The sequence below is a fragment of the Methylobacter psychrophilus genome, from assembly GCF_025583945.1.
GTDB lineage: Bacteria > Pseudomonadota > Gammaproteobacteria > Methylococcales > Methylomonadaceae > Methylobacter_C > Methylobacter_C psychrophilus.
The window spans coordinates 42,133-62,640 of the sequence record NZ_JAOEGU010000017.1 but is presented as its reverse complement, the minus strand read 5'-3'; the positions used below and the strand labels follow the sequence as shown (position 1 = coordinate 62,640).

Here is a 20,508-nt window from a genome sequence, read left to right as displayed (position 1 = left end):
GGTTAACCACATTTTTCGTTTAGCCTGTTTAATTTAAGAATACCAGCTCCGGATGAGGAGAAGTTACTCTATAAGTTACCGTTTAGTATATTTATTGACTACCAAATACGACATTGAGAAAACATTGATTTTGTGGTGTAATGCCAATGTTTTACGTCTTAATGCGCCCCTTGTTTTCAAGTGTTTGATATAAGGGGCTCGGTTCGCCGCAACTTGTTTGGAGAGTAGGCTTATTATCTATGCGATTTACTATTAAAAACGGTTTAAACCTACCCATAACGGGAGGTCCTAAACAAATTATTGAGGATGGCAATCAGGTTAATTCCGTTGCTATTCTGGGGATTGATTATGTAGGTATGAAACCTACCATGATGGTTAGCGAGGGGGATACGGTCAAATTAGGTCAGGTACTTTTCACTGACAAGAAAAATCCTGGATGTGTATTTACGTCACCGGGTGCAGGTATCGTTAAAGCCATTAACCGTGGTGCCAAACGGGTATTACAATCTGTCGTTATTGATTTGCAAGGCTCGGCAGAAGTATCGTTCAGCCAGTACAACGAGTCCGAACTTAACGATTTAACAGCAGAACAAGTTAAAGAGAATCTGTTGGCATCAGGTTTGTGGGCTACCATACGAGTACGTCCTTATGGCAAAACACCTGCTATAGACAGCAAGCCCAGCTCCATTTTTGTTACGGCTATAGATACCCGACCTTTAGCAGCAGATCCTGCCGTTATTATTAAGGAACGCAGTAATGATTTCGTTAATGGTTTAGCGGTAATTGCCAAACTGACAGCCGGTAAAACTTACGTTTGTAAAGCGTCAGATGCTGATATAACAATTGGTAGCACAGCAACTGTTGCTGAATTTTCAGGTCCGCATCCTGCCGGTTTACCCAGTACCCATATTCATTTTATTGATGCAGTTAATATCAATAAATCTGTCTGGCATCTGGATTATCAGGCAGTAATGGCAATAGGTGCATTATTTACTACCGGTAAATTGAATGTCGAAAGAGTCGTCTCGTTAGCGGGTCCTACGGTAAAAAATCCAAGATTAATCCGTACTCGCGTTGGTGCCAACACCAATGATTTGGTTGCTGGTGAGCTACTGGATGACGTTGAGAGTCGGGTTATTTCCGGTTCCGTTTTATACGGACATACTGCCAGTGATTGGGCTGCCTATTTAGGCTGTTACAGTAACCAGTTGTCGGTATTGCAGGAAGGCCGTGCCCGAGAATTGTTTGGCTGGATTGTTGCCGGTAAAGACAAATATTCTGCATTGAATGTTTATACATCCAGTGTTGATCGTAAAAATAATCGTCTTTTTCCATTAACTACCGATAAAAACGGCAGTAACAGAGCTATTGTTCCCGTTGGCGTTTTTGAAACGGTCATGCCTATGGATATTTTGGCAACACCATTGCTAAAAGCATTAGTTGTTGGCGATTCAGATCAGGCGCAATTATTAGGTTGTTTGGAACTTGATGAAGAAGATGTCTCCTTATTTACGTTTGTGGATCCAGGTAAACATGACTTCGGTCCTGTACTGAGAGCGAATTTAACTAAAATCGAGAAGGAAGGATAATGTCGGCTAGAGAAATTTTAGATAGCATAGAGCCGCATTTTACAAAAGGTGGTCGATTTGAAAAGTATTACGGTCTCTATGAGATGGTTGATACCTTCATCTATACGCCCGCTGATGTAACACGCGGAACTACCCATGTTCGTGACGGTAATGACCTGAAACGAACCATGACGTTTGTGGTTATAGCAACGCTGTTTTGTGTACTGATGGCGATGTATAACACCGGATATCAAGCCAATTTGGCAATGGAATCGATGGGCCTGGAAAAAATTGATAACTGGCGCAGTGTCCCGATGATGTTATTCGGGTATAGCACCATGAATCCGTTTTCTAACCTGGCTCATGGCGCCTTATACTTTTTACCTATTTACATCACCACGTTAGCTATTGGTGGTATTTGGGAAGTATTGTTTGCTACCGTTCGCGGCCATGAAGTCAATGAAGGCTTTTTGGTTTCATCCATGTTATATGCCTTGATTATGCCGCCTGATATGCCTTTATGGCAGGTAGCTTTGGGTATTTCATTCGGTATCGTGATTGGTAAGGAAGTTTTTGGCGGTACCGGCAAAAACTTTTTAAATCCTGCGTTAACCGGACGAGCATTTTTATACTTTGCTTACCCCGCCTCAATGACCGGTGATTCTGTATGGATCGCAGTTGATGGCTATACCAGGGCAACGCCTTTAGGTCTGGCAGCAAACGGTGGTCTTGATGCTGTTTACGCAGCTGATTATAGCTGGATGCAAACATTTTTTGGTTTTGAGCCTGGCTGTTTAGGTGAAACATCAACCCTGGCCATCTTAATTGGTGCCGCATTCCTGCTGTATACCCGTGTTGCATCCTATCGCATTATGGGCGGCGTGTTTGCCGGTATGGTCACTATCGCGACGCTGTTTAACTTTATTGGCAGTGATACCAACCCCATGTTTGCCCTGCCCTGGTATTGGCATTTAACAATGGGCGGTTTTGCTTTCGGTATGGTTTATATGGCCACTGATCCGGTAAGTGCGGCAATGACTAATAAAGGTCGTTGGATATTTGGCGCATTAGTCGGCGGTATGACCGTGTTAATCAGAGTCGTTAACCCTGCATTTCCGGAAGGAATTATGCTGGCCATTCTGTTTTCAAACATGTTTGCACCGACGATTGATTACTTCGTCATTCAGGCCAATATTAGAAGAAGGATGAAACGTCATGCCTAATAATAAAAAGTCTTGTAAACAGATGGAAAAATTGTGTACTACACTCAATAATAATGCGTACTATCAGAAATTTGACGCTTATAAAAACAAAGTTCTTGCTTTAGGTAACGATAGTCTAGAAAAGACGATTGCCATTGCCGTTGCATTGTGTCTGGTATGTGCGGTTCTGGTTTCATTTGCGGCGGTTGCATTAAAACCCTTACAAATAGATAACAAAGCAGCGGATATGAAGAAGAATATTCTTGATGTTGCCGGCTTGCTGGAAGAAGGCGCGGATATAAATTCGGCATTTGCAGAAAAAATTGAAGCAAAAATCGTTGACCTGGAAACAGGTGACTATGTTGAAAATATTGATGTCGCTGAATTTGATCAACGTAAAGCGGCGAAAGATCCTGCTCAAAGCGTTGCCATTCCAAAAGATAAAGATATTGCCCATATCCGGGTAAAAGCCAAATATGCCAAAGTTTTTTTGGTTAAAGAAGGCGATGTGACTAAATCCATTATTCTGCCTATGCACGGTTATGGCTTATGGTCTACCTTGTATGGCTTCCTTTCTTTGGATCCTGATGGCCAAACCGTACAAAGTATCAACTTTTACGATCAGGCTGAAACTCCAGGATTAGGTGGTGAAGTTGTTAATCCTAACTGGCGTGCATTATGGAAAGGCAAAAAAGTTTATGCTGAAACTGATCAACCGTCATCAGAAAAAGGTTTAATTACTGAAGCTGATATCGGCGAACCTGCCTTGAGTTTAATTAAAGGTGTGGTAGATAAAACCAAACCTGGCTCTCAATATCAGGTAGATGGTCTGGCTGGTGCAACTTTAACCAGTACCGGCGTAACGAATCTGGTGAGATACTGGATGAGTGATGAAGGTTTTGCACCGTATTTGAAAAAAGTAAGAACAGTTAAACAGGTGAAATCATGAGCGCAATTTTAAATGATGAAACAAAAAAAGTATTAACTGCACCACTGGTTAACGACAATCCTATTACTTTACAGGTTCTGGGTATTTGTTCAGCGTTGGCGGTTACTTCACAAATGTCAACATCGCTGATTATGGCCCTTGCCTTGACTTTGGTAACAGCATTTTCGAGTGCGGCAATTAGTGCGATTAGAAACCATATTCCAAGCAGTATCCGGATTATTGTCCAAATGACCATTATTGCTTCATTGGTTATTGTGGTTGATCAACTACTAAAAGCCTTTGCTTATGATGTCAGCAAGCAGTTATCGGTATTTGTTGGTTTGATTATTACCAACTGTATCGTTATGGGACGTGCTGAAGGTTATGCGATGAAAAATCCACCTTTAGAAAGCTTCATGGACGGTATCGGTAATGGTCTTGGCTATAGCTTGATACTGATTATCGTGGCATTTTTTAGAGAAACTTTGGGCTCAGGTAAATTATTGGGCATAGAAGTCTTCAAGCTGACAAAAGATGGCGGCTGGTACGATCCTAACGGTTTGATGTTATTGCCACCCAGTGCTTTCTTTATTATTGGTTTGATTATCTGGAGTGTCCGTCAATGGAAACCAGCCCAAGCTGAAAAAGTAGAATTCAAGATTATGTCGATTGCTCATGGTGAAGGAGGACATCACTAATGGAAGCTTATATTAGTTTATTTGTTAAGGCAGTCTTTATTGAAAACCTGGCACTTTCCTTCTTTTTGGGGATGTGTACGTTTATAGCGGTATCAAAAAAGATTGCCACGGCGATGGGTTTAGGCATTGCGGTTATGGTGGTACAAGCCATTACCGTACCGGCCAACAATATCGTTTACCATGCCTTGTTGAAAGAAGATGCCCTATCCTGGATAGGAATAAAAGGCGTTGATTTAAGCTTTTTGGCACTATTAAGTTGTATTGGCATGATCGCCGCTTTGGTACAAATTCTTGAAATGATTTTAGATAAATTCTTTCCGGCTTTGTATCACGCCTTAGGCGTGTTTCTGCCTTTAATTACGGTAAACTGCGCAATTCTTGGCGGTAGTTTATTTATGATTGAACGGGACTATAATTTCGGCGAAAGCGTTACTTACGGCGTAGGCAGTGGTTTGGGCTGGGCATTGGCTATTACTGTTATGGCGGGTGTACGCGAAAAACTTAAATACAGTGATATTCCGGCCGGTTTACAAGGTCTGGGCATTACTTTTATTACCGCAGGTCTGATGTCGCTTGGCTTCATGGCTTTCTCTGGAATCCAACTTTAAGAAGGTAGCGTATAATGCTGGAAATTCTATTAGGGATCATTATTTTCACGGCTTTTGTTATCGCACTGGTATTTGTAATTATCGGCGCTAAAAGCAAATTGGTCGCGGAAGGAGATGTTGAGATCCTGATCAATAATGAAAAGAAAATTCATGTGCCGGTTGGCTCAAAACTGTTAACTGCTTTGGCTGATAATGGTTTATTTGTTTCATCAGCCTGTGGTGGTGGCGGTACTTGTGCTCAGTGTAAAGTTGTCGTACATTCAGGTGGCGGGGAAATTTTACCGACTGAACTGACCCATATTACCAAACGCGAAGCCGCTCATGGCGAACGTCTTTCTTGTCAGGTCTCGGTAAAACATGACATGAGCATAGAAGTTGAAGATGAAGTGTTTGGTGTTAAAAAATGGGAATGCACTGTTAAGTCAAATAATAACGTTGCAACTTTTATTAAGGAACTGGTACTTCAATTACCTGAAGGCGAAGAAATCAAATATAAGGCAGGCGGTTATATTCAAATTGAATGTCCTCCGCACATTGCCAAATACAGTGATTTTAACGTTGAAGAAAGATTTCATGAGGATTGGGATAAATTCAAGATATGGCGTTATGTTTCAGAAGTGAAACAACCGGCATTGCGTGCCTATTCAATGGCAAGTTATCCTGAAGAAAAAGAAATCATGCTGAACGTTCGTATCGCGACACCACCTCCTGGTGCACCCGATAGCGTACCGCCAGGTATCATGTCGTCTTATATATTTAGCTTAAAACCCGGCGATAAATGTATTATTTCAGGACCTTATGGTGAATTTTATGCCAAAGATACTGAAGCAGAAATGGTCTTTGTTGGTGGTGGTGCCGGTATGGCACCTATGCGCTCACACCTTTTTGACCTGTTACGCCGGCTTAAATCCAAACGTAAAATCACTTTCTGGTACGGCGCACGTAGTAAACGTGAAATGTTCTATGTAGAAGATTTTGACATGCTGGCCAGAGAAAATGATAATTTTGAATGGCATGTTGCGTTATCCGATCCATTGCCAAATGAAGAATGGGATGGTTATAAAGGTTTTATTCATAATATTCTTTATGAAGAATTCATTAAAAACCATCCAGCCCCAGAAGATTGTGAGTTCTATATGTGCGGACCTCCAATTATGAATACGTCCGTTATCAATATGTTGATTGATAACGGTGTAGAGCCGGAAAACATTATGTTGGATGACTTTGGTGGTTAAATAATACACTGTCTTCTCCCTTAAATAATTCTTGTTTTAGGGAGAGCAAAGTATAGATAAAAAAAATGGGGATAAGCGTAAAGGTTATCCCCATTTTTTTGTCTGCTACAAATAAGGCCAGAAAAATTATATGCCCTGTACATCTCAGATTTTTGCCGGCTAAATGCCCTACTCTGCCGCTTTTATTTTTCCATGATACACGCTCACTTCAATCTCGTTGATTTCATTTCTGATTAAATCTTAAGTCATTAATTTTGCGCCAGCGGTTATAATAAGCCAATCAATACAATCTATTAACCACCCGATTTTCTTAAGTACGAGCATTATTTACCATGAATTTATTAATTAAATACCTTTCGCTTTGCTGGTTCAGAAATAATCCGACTGATTTATTTCCATCAAAATCGTTTATGTGGAAAGCTATAGTGTTCTACCTTATTTCCGGCATTATTGTTGAAGGTCTTATTGCCGACCCTGCCGATGGCTCACTGGAAGTCTCATTACGGGCCATTATGGCTCTTTCATCCATAGCCCTGCTATTATTGGTTCTCAAAAAACGGCACTATTTCAATCAACTATTTACGGCTATTTTTATCTGCGAAAATTTTATTATGACATTGGCCATTGCTGGCGAAGCACTGGATTTTGTCATGGTAATGAACCACAACGAATATCGGGAAGTGATATCGATTTCTTTAGCTGTGTTATTGGTCAGCTGGTATATTGCCATTGTCAGTTATATTTTCCGACAATTATTAGAATTTAAAATGAGTGTCAGCATTATTTCAGCCTTTAGTTATTTTATTTTAACTTACGGCATTCCCATGCTGTTTATGGATATATAAATAACTATACTCTAGCTGTTAAACAATTGGCTTTTAGCAAGCCCATGAGAAAACCTGGAAGCATTGGTTTCCGGGATGTTCGGAACAGCCAAATTATTAAAAGCATATCATCTTTATAATAACTAATCTCACCTGCGTTTTCAGTTTATTAAGGCCGAAAAATAATCCTAACGATCCGTCAACGTAGACTGTTACTCCTGCTTATTCCAGTCGTTCAAAGATTTTTTGGCAAATAAATTGATTATTTGTTGATAATTTTAAAGCAACAAACAGCGCCACCTTTTGCCATACACTCTACATGATCAATATTCTTATCCAGTAACGAGGAAATTAATGCTCTATCAAACTCACAAATTTCTTCATGTTTTTGAGCAAGGTCATGATAAATACAGTTACGTGCTTCAATAGCAGGCTCATTACTATCGGAGTCTGTAATAATTCTCGCATCAAAACCCAAGCTATCCATTACTTTCAATAATGCCTCAATCTTCTCATTAATCGGCTTTCCTTCAAATTGAGGCAACAAAGTTTGTGACAAATTGCTGCCCAACTTATGCAGATAACGCTGAAAAGCTTCAGACCCTATTTCGTTTTTCATATCAGCAAGTATGAGTTCAGAAAACCAGGCATATTGCTTTGGAAAACTGTTGATGCCGGCTTCGGTTAAAACAAAGCTACGTACCGGACGACCAGCTGTCTTATTGAGCACACCAGCCTGTATATAACCGTCTCTTTCCAGCACAACAAAATGCTGCTGCACCGCGTTACGGGAAATATCCAATGCAGTAGCAACTTCATCAATACTTAGCCCGGCTTTTTTTTCCAGCATTAATTTTAAAATTTGCTGCTGTCGTGGCCTGACTTTCTCCACCATAAAAACTCCTTCTTTTAATTTGCTTTATAACTTTAAGCATAGCAGAAAACACTGCATTAAATACTTAAATTTAATATAACATATTTATATTGTATAAGTTAAAATGATTTGTTATTATTTTCCTGTAATTAATCTTGTTTAATTATATTTTGGCAAAACAATTGAGGAAATAATAATGACCGACATACAAAACCATGAGGAAGCAATAGTGAGTGAAACTCTTTATGACAGACTAGGCGGGGAACCGGCAGTTAATGTAGCCGTGGATATTTTTTATCGCAAGGTTCTTAATGACGACCGTATTAACGGTTTTTTCGACGACGTTGACATGGAAACGCAAGCAGCCAAACAAAAAGCTTTTTTAACCATGGCTTTTGGCGGGCCACATAGCTATACCGGCGCAGACATGCGCAAAGGTCATGCACACCTTGTTAAGATGGGCTTGGATGATAGCCATTTCGATGCCGTTGTAGAACATTTAGGCGCTACATTGGTAGAGTTAAATGCCCCTCAAGAACTCATTGCTGAAGTCGTGGTGATTTGTGAAACCACACGCAACGATATATTAGGCAGATAAATACCACAACCCTACTCCATAATGTTTTACTTTAATTGATTACCAAAACATTATGGAATTCGTTTAAAGCACAGGATCATGTACAAATTAACCATTGAAGAAAACGCTTATTCTTGCCAAGCCGATGAAACAGTGCTTGATGCCCTGTTACGCGAAGATGTTGCTATTGCCTATAGCTGTAAAAAAGGCACTTGTCATAGCTGTATAGTAAGCAGTCCCGATACCACTCCACCGGAAGCGGCTCAGGCAGGGTTAAAAAACACCCTGAAAAAACTCAATTATTTTCTTGCTTGCCAATGTCATCCAGAACAAGACATGACAATTAAACTTCCCGACCAAGCAGCATTCTATAGCGAAGGCACAGTTGTTGTTACCGAAATGCTTAATAGAAATACCTTGTTACTAAGCCTGGCTTTTAAGGATACATTCAAATTTAATGCCGGGCAATTTGTCAATCTGCAGCGAGCAGACGGCTTAACACGCAGTTATTCCATTGCCAATACTCCGCAAGAATCCAATATTCTGGAATTTAATATTCGTCGATTACCTAATGGTCAGTTTAGTGAATGGCTACATAATGAAATCAAGGTTGGAGATACCATCGCTGTATCCGAAGCGAACGGATCTTGTTTTTACCTACCCGAAAAAAATGATCAAAATATACTACTGGCAGGAACAGGAACCGGCTTGGCACCACTGGCGGGAATTCTAACTGATGCCCTTACGCAAGGACATTCCGGTTCCATTTATCTGTTCCATGGCAGTCGTGAAGTTGAAGATCTTTACCGGATTGACGAGATGCAACAACTTGACGAAGAGCATGCAAATTTTCATTACATCCCTTGCCTATCGGGTGCAGATAGTCCTGAAGGATTTAGCCATGGACGAGTCAACGAAGTCGCATTGGCATCGCTTCCGGATTTAAAAGGTTGGCGGGTATTTCTTTGTGGTAATCCTGATATGGTCAAGCAAATGAAAAAAATGACCTTTCTCAAGGGTGTAGCATCAGCCGATATATACGCCGATGCCTTTTTGGTATCACCGGCCTGATTCAGGCTATTGATGACATGCATTAAGTATTTTCTTTGTTAATCTTATATTTCAGCTGTTTATAATAACGGGTTTGTTGGACAGCTCATTGAGATTGTCTGCAACGGCAGGAAAGTGGGTAGTCAGCATCCTCGTAATGCGCTCAATACCTTCAAGTGAGCCACGCCGGAAATCGCCGTCCCGAAAAGCTTCCTGCATGTCGTGTGCCACTGCATCCCACTCTGTCTGATGCACACGTCTGGCAATACCACGATCAGCAATGATATGAACTTCCCTGTCAGCCAATAACAAATAAATTAATACACCACTATTTTCTTCAGTATCCCACACCCGTAACGTCGAAAATACTTCTGTCGCGCGCTGACGGGCTGACAGTCCTCGCCACACCCAGGTAGGTGCAAGGGTATTTTCAATAGCAAAACGCAATTCGCCACGGTGCTGACACTCGGATTGTTTTACCGCGATTTCAATATCCTTAAGCACTGCCGCAGGAAATGCCAGTCGCCAACGCCATGGCGGCGTAAAGGTATGCAAAAACCAGCGTTTAATAGCTACCATGATCCTGATGCGCCTCCTCCACCAAAACTACCGCCACCACCGCCACCCCATGATCCACTACTGCCACCACCGAAACCGCCACCTGTCCAGCCGCCACCGCCACTATGGCGAACGCCGACAATGAAAAAAACCATTATTCCAATGAGGACTACCGCGAAACTCAAACCAAAAAATAGCGCAGCTAGCGCACCGGTACCCAATCCGGCAAGTATTCCCGCCATAACTCGCCCCATCATCGCAGACAAGATAAAACCTGCTATCAAGCCACCCAACAGAATGAACATAAAAGCGCTTTCGTTTAGCTTGTTATCCGACTCTTCAAGAGGAGCGGGCAAAGACTCGCCCTCAATTAGTTGCATTAACTGGGTAACGCCGGCATCTACGCCGCCAGCGTAATCGCCTTTTTTAAAAAAGGGCGTGATAGTATCGGCAATCACACGTTTGGCAATGGCATCAGGGATAGCACCTTCCAAACCATAACCCACTTCCAGGCGTAATTTACGGTCGTCTTTGGCGATAATTAAAATAACGCCGTCATCGACATTTTTTCGACCAATTTTCCACGCTTCGGCAACGCGTATGCCAAATTGAGCGATATCTTCGGGTTGGGTAGTGGGGACAAGCAGAACAATAATCTGGCTGCCTTTTTTGGCTTCAAATTCCGCCAACCTGTTTTCCAACGCAGTGGCTTGTTGGGTACCTAGAGTAGCGGTAAGATCAGTGACCCGATGCGATAATTCAGGAATTTCGACCTGTGCCCGGACTACCGTAAAAAACAGTAGCAAGAAAACCCCAAATCCGTAACGGACTAATGGCAACATTGCAGACTAAACCTTACTGACCTGGAGCCATTGCAGGCGTATCAAAATCAACTTTGGGCGGTTCTGAAATAGACTTTTCATTTTCCACGGTAAAACTTGGCTTGGTTTTGTGGCCAAACAGCATTGCTGTGAGATTAGTGGGAAACGACCTTACGGTAATGTTATAGTCTTTGACTGCGGCAATGTAGCGATTACGCGCCACGGTAATACGATTTTCCGTACCTTCCAATTGCGCCTGTAAATCCCGGAATAAACCATCGGCTTTTAGTTGGGGATAATTCTCGGAGACCGCCAGCAGCCTGGAAATTGCGCTGGTCATTTGCCCCTGCGCGGCAATAAACTTCTTGAAGGCCGCTTCATCATTAATTAACTCCGGTGTCGCCTGTATTGCGCCAACTTTTGCACGCGCTTCAGTAACCTGGGTTAACACCTCTTTTTCATGAGCAGCATAGCCTTTAACGACATTGACCAAATTTGGCACCAGATCGGCGCGGCGCTGGTATTGGTTTAACACTTCTGCCCATGTCGCGGTGATATTTTCATCAGTAGATTGTAGCGTGTTATAACCACAGCCTGACAAAGTCGTTATCAGCAATAATATAATCAGCCCTCTAAACATATCAATCTCTCAGCTATCAGTTAACGTATTTACATGAAAAAATTGTGTGCTTAACAAAACCCCAAAGCAAGCACTTCGCGGCAGCACAAAAATGGTCAAACGTGTTATTAAGCGGTTAATCGTTACCAAAAACGTTAACGGCCATAATACCGTCTCTTAATTTATTGCGTATCTTTCGTAGAAAAACTTTCGTTTTCAGGATAAGGGTTACACATTTAGTTATATCTCAGTATCTTGAGGCGATGGTCCATATTCATTTCTTTCCGGGTTGCTGTCAAGCACCATAAAGAAAAAGAAGATGATGGCACCAATACCTGGCACAAAATTAATCAATAACCACCAGCCACTTCGGCCAGTATCATGTAGTCGTCTAACAGATACCGCGAGCGTCGGAAGCAAAACCCCTAGAGGATAAAGACTGCTTAAAATACCCAAGCCTGTTTCAGTATCAACATTACCTGTAAACCGGTCAATAATTGCCAGTGCCATGCTAATAAGCACGTTAAATAGTATAAAAAACCAATACTCTTTTCGCCTTGCCCGACCATCAAAAACCGTATATTTTTTTAAAACTTCAAGATACCAGTTCATAAAACTGTAATGCTCCTGTCACCCGTTAACGGGCATGGCAACTTATATTAAGGAAACCACCATCATCAGCGACTAAGTGGCAAGCTCCATAGATTAATCGAAAACAGGATATTTATATAGTTGTTCAGGAAAACTTTTCTCTCGGTATCGTTGCCGACTTAAAGATATTACCTTGACAGTTTAGGTGCGCCTTACGTAAACATAACAAACTTATCTTGATAGCTACAGTTACCATAAGCCATAAAACCCATACCCGCCTTATAGCTCACGGTAATAAAAATAAAACTATTATTATCGATAAATACCGGATTTTTTGGTTGTCTCTGCTTGGGGATATTGACAATTTGATGGTAATGGCGCGTTTTTCTGTACCAAATTAGCCATAATAATTTCTTGAGCGTTGGCTTCTGCCTTATCAAGTTCATCAATAAAGATATCAGTCTCATACTCTTGACTGGAAACAGCTGCCAGTGAAGTATTGAGAGGTAGTTTTGATTCTTTAACGTCAATAGAAGTGATTGTGGAGAGCCCCGGACGCAGAGGATATTTCAGTATTTCATCTTTTCGCAAGGCGATACGCACAGGAACACGTTCGACAATATGAATAAAATTTCCGGCCGCATTATCAGGCGGCAATAGAGCAAAGACGCTGCCTGTACCTGGTATCAAGCCTGCTACCGTTCCGTGATAAAGATGCTGCTTGCCATAAAGATCAACCATAATTTCGGCCTGTTGGCCGGGGCGTACCAGTGCTATCTCCGTCTCCCGCAAGTTGGCCTCTACCCAGAGATGATCCAAAGGAACCAGTGTCATTAACGGATCACCAGGCTGAACCCGATTTCCGACCTGAACCTTACGCATGGATACATAACCTGAAACAGGCGCATGAATTTGTTGTCTTGCATACTCAAGATAGGCGGCAATAAATTTATACTTGGCCGCCTCTATATCGGGGTGTAATACCCTGCTGGTGCCGCCCACTTTTGCATCAATAGATTTGAGTTCTGCCTCGGTTTCGCGCATCTCGGCTTCGAGAGCTATCATCTGGTCTTCAGCATTTTGCACAACCTGATCAGATACCGAACCGTTTGGCAGCGCCTGACGTAATCGATTAACATCATGACGCACCCGGATAAATCGTGCAGAACGGGCAAGCATTTTTTGACACATTTGCTCATGTGTGGAAAAAACAGCACTGATATCCCGTACTACTTTCCCCAGCTCACCCCGACTCTGACCTAAACCGGTCAGGGCGCGATGCTCATCAAGACGTACCAGTAAATCGCCCTTATTGACATACTGACTTTCTTCAACCAAAACCTGGATAACGATACCTGTTGCATCAGCTTCAACAGGAACAAGATTACCCGAGATAAAGGCATTATGACTGACAACCTGGAAGCGTGAGTAATACCACCAATAACCGGTATAAGCCAACGTACTTATAAACAATATCAGCATCACTAATAATAAGTAGCGATTGCGACGGTTACGAATAATTTGGGGATCAGTTTTCATTGGTATTTATATGGCAATATCCCACTTTCATCAAAGCTACCATGGCAGCCAACTAATGAGTTTGGGTTCGGGTTTCTGTTGGATGGGCTGAAGATCGTTAACGTAGCCGCCGCCCAAAGCTTCCATTAAGTCCACCATGGCAAGGCGTTGATCAGCTGCCAAAGTTTGCAAGGCATATTCCTGGTTCAGCAAGGCATGCTGGCCAGTCAGCAACGCTCGACGATCATCCAGACCACTGCGAAAACGCTCTTCAATAAGACCTAAATTTTCATGTTGTGTAGACAGCAAACGCTCGTGTGCCTCAAGAATGGTATGGCTTTCCCGCCAGCGAGTTAAGCTATCGGCTACCTCCTGTAAAGCATGTAATAAAGTTTCATTGTACAACTCTACGGCGCCATCGTATTCTGCCCGTTGTGCTGATAACTCCCCGCGTAGACGTCCACCTTCGAATAGGGGTAGTCGCAGGCCCGGTGCAATTCCATAGGAGAAACTGGAGCCTGAAAATAAAATACTGGCCAGAGAACTTGCTCCATTAGTTAATCTTAAGGCATTGACGCCGGCAAACGCAGTCAGATCAATAGTGGGTAAAAAGCTGGCTTTGGCAACGGTAACACCTCTTTCTGCAGACTCGGCTCGATGCAGAGTCGCAGCGAGATCCGGGCGATGCCTGAGTAATTCCAGCGGTAATTTCTCAGGCAGCTTTATCGGCTCAGGGCTAATCACGGTGTTGGTAAACAGGTTTTGTGTTGAATCAGGTCCGTCACCGATCAGCCGGGCCAGTAAATTTCGCTGAATAGTTAACTGCTCACGGATACCGGCTTCGTACTTATTTATCTGCTCTAATTCAATGGTACCTTGTTTAACTTGGTCGGCGGCATCCAGTCCCAATCGTAACCGTGTTTCATACAGTTCAAGCAAATCGTGCTGCAACGTCACCATGGTATGTACCAGTTCCAGTTGCTCGCGTAGCGCCATTCCTTGTATATAAGAACGTGCAATTGTGCTGGTTAATTGCAGTAAAACTTCAGCCAGCTCCGCTGCTTCAGCGGCTGCCTGCCCCAATGCTGCTTCTATTGCGGCACGATTTTTACCCCAAAAATCAAGCTGGTAGCGCAAGTTCAAGGGATTAATAAAAGCGGAGGAAAAATTTTCTCCCCGCAGTGCCACATTAAAACCATTTCCTGAAACACGACCTGATTCCACGCCCACCTGTGCGTCCAGAAACGGTAGTAATCTTGCACCCTCTACCTTAACCAGAGCCTCGGCTTGACGTAATCTCGCCGCAGCTACCTTGAGACCAATATTATCTTTAAGCGCAATAACCATAAGACTATTAAGTTCCGTACTACCAAATTTCCGCCACCAACGTTTGTCAGGCCAATGCTTGGTAGTCGCAGGTAATTCATCATGACCGGTCTGCGATAACGTATGTTTCATGGCGGGCATTTTTATAAACTCGGCACGCTTGTCTCCTACCGGTATCCAGGCACAACCGGACAGCAAGAGCATAAGTCCCGTAAGGAGAAATTGCTTTACCATAAATTGACGAGTCATGCTTCTTCTATTATTTCTTCGGCGCGAAGATTTCTTACTTCTTCCACTAAAGTAGGATGCAAAGGTTGATAGGTCGGATAAGCAAACCACACCAATCCGGCCAATCCCAAAAACAGGTAGCTCGCCAATAAAAAAGCATCATTCAACGCCAGGATGCCGGCATGCTGCTTTATGAGAATCAGGAGCTTGGCTTTTACCATATTCTTATCAAGACCGGTAGCCTCTAATTCCGAAGCAAACCCTTGCAGTAAATCAATGGCAGCAAACTGCCGGCCGCCGAAATGATCAGCCAAATGCAATTGATGAAAAGGGGTGCGCTGAAAGAGCACAACACCTTGTAAAGTAATGCCGAAGGCACCGGCAATTACCCGCAGGAATCCCGCTTCTTCAGAGGCACGCATTTGCAGTTCGCCAGACAGTCCGTGAAGAGTCAGTTTGACCAATGGTGTAAAAAACGATCCTAAAAAAAAACCAAGCAATAGCAAGGGCCAAAAAATTTGCTCGAATGAACCCGGATCATCGAACAGACCCAACCAATAAAAAGTGAACGCGAAACCAAGAAGATTGACACAGACGAGCGGACGAGCATCAAGTACTTTGGGTAGCTTATGCATTACCAACGTCACCGGTACAGCAAGTAATATCATGGGCAGGTAAGCCATACCGGCAAGAAACGAGGAATAGCCCAGTAATACTTGCAGCTGAACAATAAATACCGAAAGTAAGCCCTGGATTGAAAAAAATCCGGCGGCAATGCAGATTACACCTATTGTAAAATTACGATGTGCAAAAAGGCGTATGTTAAGCGCCGGGTGATGTTCATTGAACTCCCAAATAATAAAACAGGGTAATGCCACTGTGAACAAAATCAATATACTGACCAGAAACAATGAATCCAACCAGTCAAAATCATTACCTAGATTCAGCAAGGTTTGCAGACTACCAAGAACCAAAGCCAACAAAATAAAACCAACGTAATCAAAACGCGTGTGGTTATACCTAAAGCCTCGCCCGACCAGTAGTGAACCGGTAATCACGGCGATGACCAAGGCGATCGGGATATTTAAATAAAATAAATAACGCCACCCCCACTCGTCAGCGATCAGTCCGCCAATAGGAAAACTGATGGTAAAAGGCATCAGTGTAACCAGTCCCCATATTCCTAAACTTAATAATTTCAGATGCTCAGGATATTCTTTCAATAACAGCGATTGTCCAATAAAGAGTGTAATTCCACCTGAAAATCCAAGTAGGATACGTCCCGGAATAAACAGCCACAAACTTTGGCTGATGGCACATAGATAAGAAGCAACTGCATAAATAATAAATGCTGTGATAAATAAACGATAATCACCCAATAGACCTGAGAGCCAGCGTGCTACAGGAAAAGCCAGTACCAGGGCAATAATGAAATAGGTCTGTCCCCAGGTACCAAAACTGGGTGATACGCCACCCAGATCACCGGTAACATGTGGCAATACAGCAATATATGCACCGACATTAAACAACACAATAATATGCCCTAAACTGAGCATGATATTAAACAAAATAAAACGCCATCCACTGAGCCGTTCGGCATAAGCGATAGTCATGGGGTTACTGTATCAATGGCTAATGGCGAAAGCGTGATGGACGGGTCAGTCGCTTTCAATGGTAATCCAAGCTGATTAGCTCCACGAGTAATTAAGTGCTTACCCATTTCTGTCACCAACTGCTTGAACTTTTCAGCATCATGGTTAAGTAAAGTTTGTGGTGAATCCTCGGCAGAAAAAGTTTTAGTACTAATTTTTCCGATAACTTGTCCGGTATTGGGGTCGATTAGCTTAATCAATACCTGTAATGACGTTTGCACAGCAAAAATTCTATAGGTTTCGATACCCACTTCCAATACGGCATCAATGTGTTCCAGGTTAAGTTGTCGATAATCGACAGGTGACAGGTTTTGGTTGTACCATTGCCTGATGGTCTTATGCCAATTACCAATATCAGCTTTGCTATCGCCACCAGCCATTGGCAAACGATAATAATGCGTGCTTAATATTGCTTTGACTCTATCGCCATTTAATTGGGAAACGGCTTCCTGCGCCAACATGAAAGTTGGCGTCCAGTTTCCTGACAGCGACACCAAGGACTTCAGGCTGGCAGTCTTTTCCGTTGAGTCAGGACTTTGATTAAGGTCTGCTACCGAGACACTATCATCCTTGCTTACCAAGCCTGCGATAAGCACCCCTCCGGAACTTTTGTAAATATGTTTTTCCAAAAAAACAGAATGAGGTAGCGCTTGATACTGATACTGTCTATATACGGGAAATCGGGATTGAATCAGATCAGGAATAACTTCCAGTGGTGGTGACTCCACCGGCACCACCAGAATAGTATGTATTTGAGCCATCGTGTCACTTGACGGCTTGACCGGTTCAGTAACACAACCGCTTAATAAAAAAACCAGTAACAACCATGTGCCATAATTTTTCATCTCTGTTAAAGAATGCGAAGCATAAAAAATTGACTGTCGATAAATACTAATCACAGACTTGTGATCCCTGTTTTTGACAGGTAATGATTTATGCATGGTTTTATTGTCTTTATTGCCAATTAACGCAAAAAAAACGACGACAAATGATTTATTAATATTCATGCTGTCTACTATAAAAGCTCGTCCTTATATAAGGCAAACGATATTTATTGGACATTAGTATCGATATATCCGATACTAAATTAATGGACATAGATCAGATCAAAACTTTTTTGGGGGTAGTCGCTAATGGTAGCTTTCTGGAAGCGGCGACCAGGCTACATGTTACCCAATCAACAGTGAGTACACGCATACAAAGACTGGAAGCGTATCTTGGCGTTAGCCTGTTTGTACGCAATCGCTCAGGCGCTACGCTAACATTACCTGGGCGTCGTTTTTTAGGTCATGCAAAATCTATATTATTAACATTAGAACAGGCACAATACGATATTGGCTTACCCAGTCGCTTTAATGCCAGTATTACCATAGGTGCACGGATTGCTTTCTGGGAAGAATTATTGCCCCGCTGGCTTGGTACAATGCGCAGGCAGGCGCCGGATATTTCCATTTGTAGCGAAATTGGCTTTGAAGACGATTTAATGCGCGGGCTCATCGAAGGCAGAATCGATGTAGGCATGATGTATACACCACAACATAGCCCCGGCCTTCAGATTGAGCATTTATTCGATGAAACACTGGTACTGCTGACCACCGATCCGGATAAACCCTGGCCAAATGATGATTATATCTATGTGGACTGGGGACCGGCATTTTATGCCTTGCACAGTAGTAGCTATCCTGATCTGGAACGCCCTCCCCAGTTGGTAAATATCGGCTGGCTTGGGGTGCAGTTAATACTTAGCAATGGCGGCTCATGTTTTTTACCTATGCGCATTGCTGAACCCTTAATTCAGGCTAATAAATTGTTTCATGTATCCGGTAGCCCACAATTTAGATTGCCGGCTTATATGGTTTTTTCTGGTAAAAGTGATTCAGCGGTGTTACATGAGGTGTTGGAAAGCTTGCGTTCATTAGCGGTTGTTGAGCAAAAAAAGTAATGAATTGATAGAGGTTAAGCACTAACTATCTTGACTCATTAATTTAGATAAAACGGGTATCAGCATGACTATCAAAATATCGATCAAGGCACTATTAAGCTTTAACTCCGATCCGTTACCTGCAAGCCAATATCAAAAAATAGGTTCTTGGTTAACTGCTTATATAAAATGCTTCTTGGTGAAATACCAAAGTGTTTTATCCATATTTGGATTATTGGTTAATGACAAAGCATTTAACTAAGGATCGACCAACATTAAAAAACTGTAACAAAAAATTAATATTGAAAACTCCGTGCAAGCGTATTTATATGCTACTCTATGTGTCATTTTAGTTGGGGAAAAAAATGCAAGCAACAGTCAAATGGATTGATGGTGTAATGTTCGTCGGCGAAACTGGCAGTGGTCATGCGGTTGTTATGGATGGTGCACCTGATCATGGTGGACGCAATATGGGAATGCGACCCATGGAAATGATTCTAGTGGGTTTGGGTGGTTGCTCATCTTTTGATGTCGTGCAGATTTTACAAAAAGGCAGAAATAACATTGTCAATTGCGTGGCAGAAATTTCTGCAGAACGGGTAGATACTGTGCCAAGTGTGTTTAGCAAAATTCACCTGCATTTTGTCGTCAGTGGTCGTGATTTGAAAGTATCGGCTGTTGAACGGGCAGTTAAATTGTCGGCAGAGAAATATTGCTCTGCTTCCATTATGCTAGGTAAAGCGGGGGTAGAAATTACCCATGATTTTGAAGTTATAGAGGTTTAACAGTTTTGAATAAGTTGCAATTACACGGCTTTAACAATTTAACAAAGTCCCTTAGTTTTAATATATATGATATTTGTTACGCTCCAGCTGAACAACAGCAGGCCTATATTGAATATATTGACGAAGCGTATAACGCCAAGAAATTAACGCAAATTCTTAAAGATGTTGCGGAAATTATTGGCGCGCAAATTCTTAACATCGCCCATCAGGACTATGAGCCTCAAGGCGCCAGCGTTACCATGCTGATTTCAGAGGGCGATGCTCCACCGCCACCCAGCATGAATAGCCAATCGCCAGGCCCGTTACCTGACACCATCTTGGCGCATCTGGATAAAAGCCATATTACCGTACATACTTATCCTGAAAGCCATCCTGATAATGGTATAAGTACTTTTCGTGCTGATATTGATGTATCAACTTGTGGTCGTATTTCACCATTAAAAGCGCTCAATTATTTACTGCACAGCTTTGAATCCGATGTTGTCACTATGGACTATAAAGTGCGTGGATTTACCCGTGATATATCCGGTAAAAAGCATTATATTGATCATAACATTACCTCTATTCAAAACTATATTGCCAAAGATACTCAGGAAAGCTATCAAATGATAGACGTAAATGTGTATCAGGAAAATATTTTTCATACCAAAATGATGCTCAAGGAAACCGAGCTGGAAAATTATTTATTTGAGAAAGAAAGTAATCTGACTGGCACTCAAAAAGAAGAAATAGAAGAAAAATTACGCAGAGAAGTTACTGAAATTTTTTATGGTCACAACTATCGGCGTAAAAAAATAAAAGTTGCTGATTAAGCGTCTTAAATTTTTAAAGTGGAGATGTAATTTATTACATCTCCATTGTATTTAAGTAGTTGATTGACTTGTAATTAACACCAGCGAATGAATTAACTACCGATCGGTTAATA

At 42.1% G+C, this 20,508-nt stretch carries 21 protein-coding genes; 12 read left to right on the top strand and 9 right to left on the bottom strand.

Going from position 1 to position 20,508, the window contains the following annotated elements:
- The first annotated feature begins 239 nt into the window (after window positions 1-239).
- From N7974_RS10255 to N7974_RS10225, 7 genes are all read left to right on the top strand, one after another.
- Window positions 240-1,589, top strand: coding sequence for a Na(+)-translocating NADH-quinone reductase subunit A (locus N7974_RS10255; protein WP_262965522.1), 1,350 nt, complete (start codon window positions 240-242; stop codon window positions 1,587-1,589).
- Entirely contained in the window at window positions 1,589-2,791 is a 1,203-nt protein-coding gene (locus N7974_RS10250) for an NADH:ubiquinone reductase (Na(+)-transporting) subunit B (RefSeq protein ID WP_262965521.1), read from the top strand. Before N7974_RS10255 ends, N7974_RS10250 begins: the two co-directional genes overlap by 1 nt.
- Window positions 2,784-3,719, top strand: coding sequence for a Na(+)-translocating NADH-quinone reductase subunit C (locus N7974_RS10245; protein WP_262965520.1), 936 nt, complete (start codon window positions 2,784-2,786; stop codon window positions 3,717-3,719). Before N7974_RS10250 ends, N7974_RS10245 begins: the two co-directional genes overlap by 8 nt.
- Window positions 3,716-4,396, top strand: a complete 681-nt coding sequence (locus tag N7974_RS10240; RefSeq protein WP_262965519.1) for an NADH:ubiquinone reductase (Na(+)-transporting) subunit D — start codon at window positions 3,716-3,718, stop codon at window positions 4,394-4,396. The genes N7974_RS10245 and N7974_RS10240 overlap by 4 nt, the downstream gene beginning before the upstream one ends.
- Window positions 4,396-5,004 carry an NADH:ubiquinone reductase (Na(+)-transporting) subunit E gene (gene nqrE, locus N7974_RS10235; RefSeq protein ID WP_243218299.1) on the top strand — a complete coding sequence of 203 codons (609 nt, stop codon included), beginning with the start codon at window positions 4,396-4,398 and terminating at the stop codon, window positions 5,002-5,004. Before N7974_RS10240 ends, nqrE begins: the two co-directional genes overlap by 1 nt.
- A 14-nt stretch (window positions 5,005-5,018) precedes the next feature.
- Window positions 5,019-6,239, top strand: coding sequence for an NADH:ubiquinone reductase (Na(+)-transporting) subunit F (nqrF, locus tag N7974_RS10230; RefSeq protein ID WP_262965518.1), 1,221 nt, complete (start codon window positions 5,019-5,021; stop codon window positions 6,237-6,239).
- A 332-nt stretch (window positions 6,240-6,571) separates the two neighbouring features.
- Window positions 6,572-7,084, top strand: coding sequence for a hypothetical protein (locus N7974_RS10225; protein WP_262965517.1), 513 nt, complete (start codon window positions 6,572-6,574; stop codon window positions 7,082-7,084).
- 241 nt (window positions 7,085-7,325) lie between these two features.
- On the opposite strand, the gene N7974_RS10220 is transcribed toward N7974_RS10225, so the two are convergent.
- Window positions 7,326-7,958 (bottom strand): helix-turn-helix transcriptional regulator, encoded by a 633-nt coding sequence (locus tag N7974_RS10220; RefSeq protein WP_262965516.1) that lies wholly within the window; start codon window positions 7,956-7,958, stop codon window positions 7,326-7,328.
- A gap of 175 nt (window positions 7,959-8,133) precedes the next feature.
- On the opposite strand from N7974_RS10220, the gene N7974_RS10215 reads away from it, so the two are divergent.
- Entirely contained in the window at window positions 8,134-8,535 is a 402-nt protein-coding gene (locus N7974_RS10215) for a group I truncated hemoglobin (RefSeq protein ID WP_262965515.1), read from the top strand.
- A gap of 78 nt (window positions 8,536-8,613) precedes the next feature.
- Entirely contained in the window at window positions 8,614-9,585 is a 972-nt protein-coding gene (locus tag N7974_RS10210; RefSeq protein WP_262965514.1) for an FAD-binding oxidoreductase, read from the top strand.
- A 51-nt stretch (window positions 9,586-9,636) separates the two neighbouring features.
- Here the strand turns inward: N7974_RS10210 and N7974_RS10205 are convergent, their stop codons facing one another.
- The 8 genes from N7974_RS10205 to N7974_RS10170 all read right to left on the bottom strand — a co-directional run bounded on the left by N7974_RS10205 (window position 9,637) and on the right by N7974_RS10170 (window position 17,884).
- The gene (locus tag N7974_RS10205) at window positions 9,637-10,143 is read right to left on the bottom strand and encodes a TPM domain-containing protein (RefSeq protein WP_262965513.1); all 507 of its coding nucleotides are present in this window, start codon (window positions 10,141-10,143) and stop codon (window positions 9,637-9,639) included.
- The gene (locus N7974_RS10200; RefSeq protein WP_262965512.1) at window positions 10,137-10,964 is read right to left on the bottom strand and encodes a TPM domain-containing protein; all 828 of its coding nucleotides are present in this window, start codon (window positions 10,962-10,964) and stop codon (window positions 10,137-10,139) included. Before N7974_RS10200 ends, N7974_RS10205 begins: the two co-directional genes overlap by 7 nt.
- A gap of 13 nt (window positions 10,965-10,977) precedes the next feature.
- Window positions 10,978-11,583 (bottom strand): LemA family protein, encoded by a 606-nt coding sequence (locus N7974_RS10195; protein ID WP_262965511.1) that lies wholly within the window; start codon window positions 11,581-11,583, stop codon window positions 10,978-10,980.
- A gap of 219 nt (window positions 11,584-11,802) precedes the next feature.
- Window positions 11,803-12,174, bottom strand: a complete 372-nt coding sequence (locus N7974_RS10190) for a DUF805 domain-containing protein (protein WP_262965510.1) — start codon at window positions 12,172-12,174, stop codon at window positions 11,803-11,805.
- A 291-nt stretch (window positions 12,175-12,465) separates the two neighbouring features.
- Window positions 12,466-13,692 (bottom strand): HlyD family secretion protein, encoded by a 1,227-nt coding sequence (locus N7974_RS10185; RefSeq protein WP_262965509.1) that lies wholly within the window; start codon window positions 13,690-13,692, stop codon window positions 12,466-12,468.
- Window positions 13,693-13,728: 36 nt separating this feature from the next.
- Entirely contained in the window at window positions 13,729-15,246 is a 1,518-nt protein-coding gene (locus N7974_RS10180) for an efflux transporter outer membrane subunit (protein ID WP_262965508.1), read from the bottom strand.
- Window positions 15,243-16,838: a DHA2 family efflux MFS transporter permease subunit gene (locus N7974_RS10175; RefSeq protein WP_262965507.1), complete on the bottom strand. Its 1,596-nt coding sequence runs from the start codon at window positions 16,836-16,838 to the stop codon at window positions 15,243-15,245. The genes N7974_RS10180 and N7974_RS10175 overlap by 4 nt, the downstream gene beginning before the upstream one ends.
- Window positions 16,835-17,884 (bottom strand): hypothetical protein, encoded by a 1,050-nt coding sequence (locus N7974_RS10170; RefSeq protein WP_262965506.1) that lies wholly within the window; start codon window positions 17,882-17,884, stop codon window positions 16,835-16,837. The genes N7974_RS10175 and N7974_RS10170 overlap by 4 nt, the downstream gene beginning before the upstream one ends.
- A gap of 47 nt (window positions 17,885-17,931) precedes the next feature.
- On the opposite strand from N7974_RS10170, the gene N7974_RS10165 reads away from it, so the two are divergent.
- The 3 genes from N7974_RS10165 (at window position 17,932) to speD (ending at window position 20,395) form a co-directional block, all read left to right on the top strand.
- Window positions 17,932-18,819: a LysR family transcriptional regulator gene (locus N7974_RS10165; RefSeq protein ID WP_262965505.1), complete on the top strand. Its 888-nt coding sequence runs from the start codon at window positions 17,932-17,934 to the stop codon at window positions 18,817-18,819.
- Window positions 18,820-19,163: 344 nt separating this feature from the next.
- Complete coding sequence (locus tag N7974_RS10160) at window positions 19,164-19,583, top strand: OsmC family protein (protein ID WP_262965504.1); 420 nt, start codon at window positions 19,164-19,166, stop codon at window positions 19,581-19,583.
- A 5-nt stretch (window positions 19,584-19,588) separates the two neighbouring features.
- Entirely contained in the window at window positions 19,589-20,395 is an 807-nt protein-coding gene (gene speD, locus N7974_RS10155; RefSeq protein WP_262965503.1) for an adenosylmethionine decarboxylase, read from the top strand.
- Window positions 20,396-20,508: the final 113 nt, after the last annotated feature.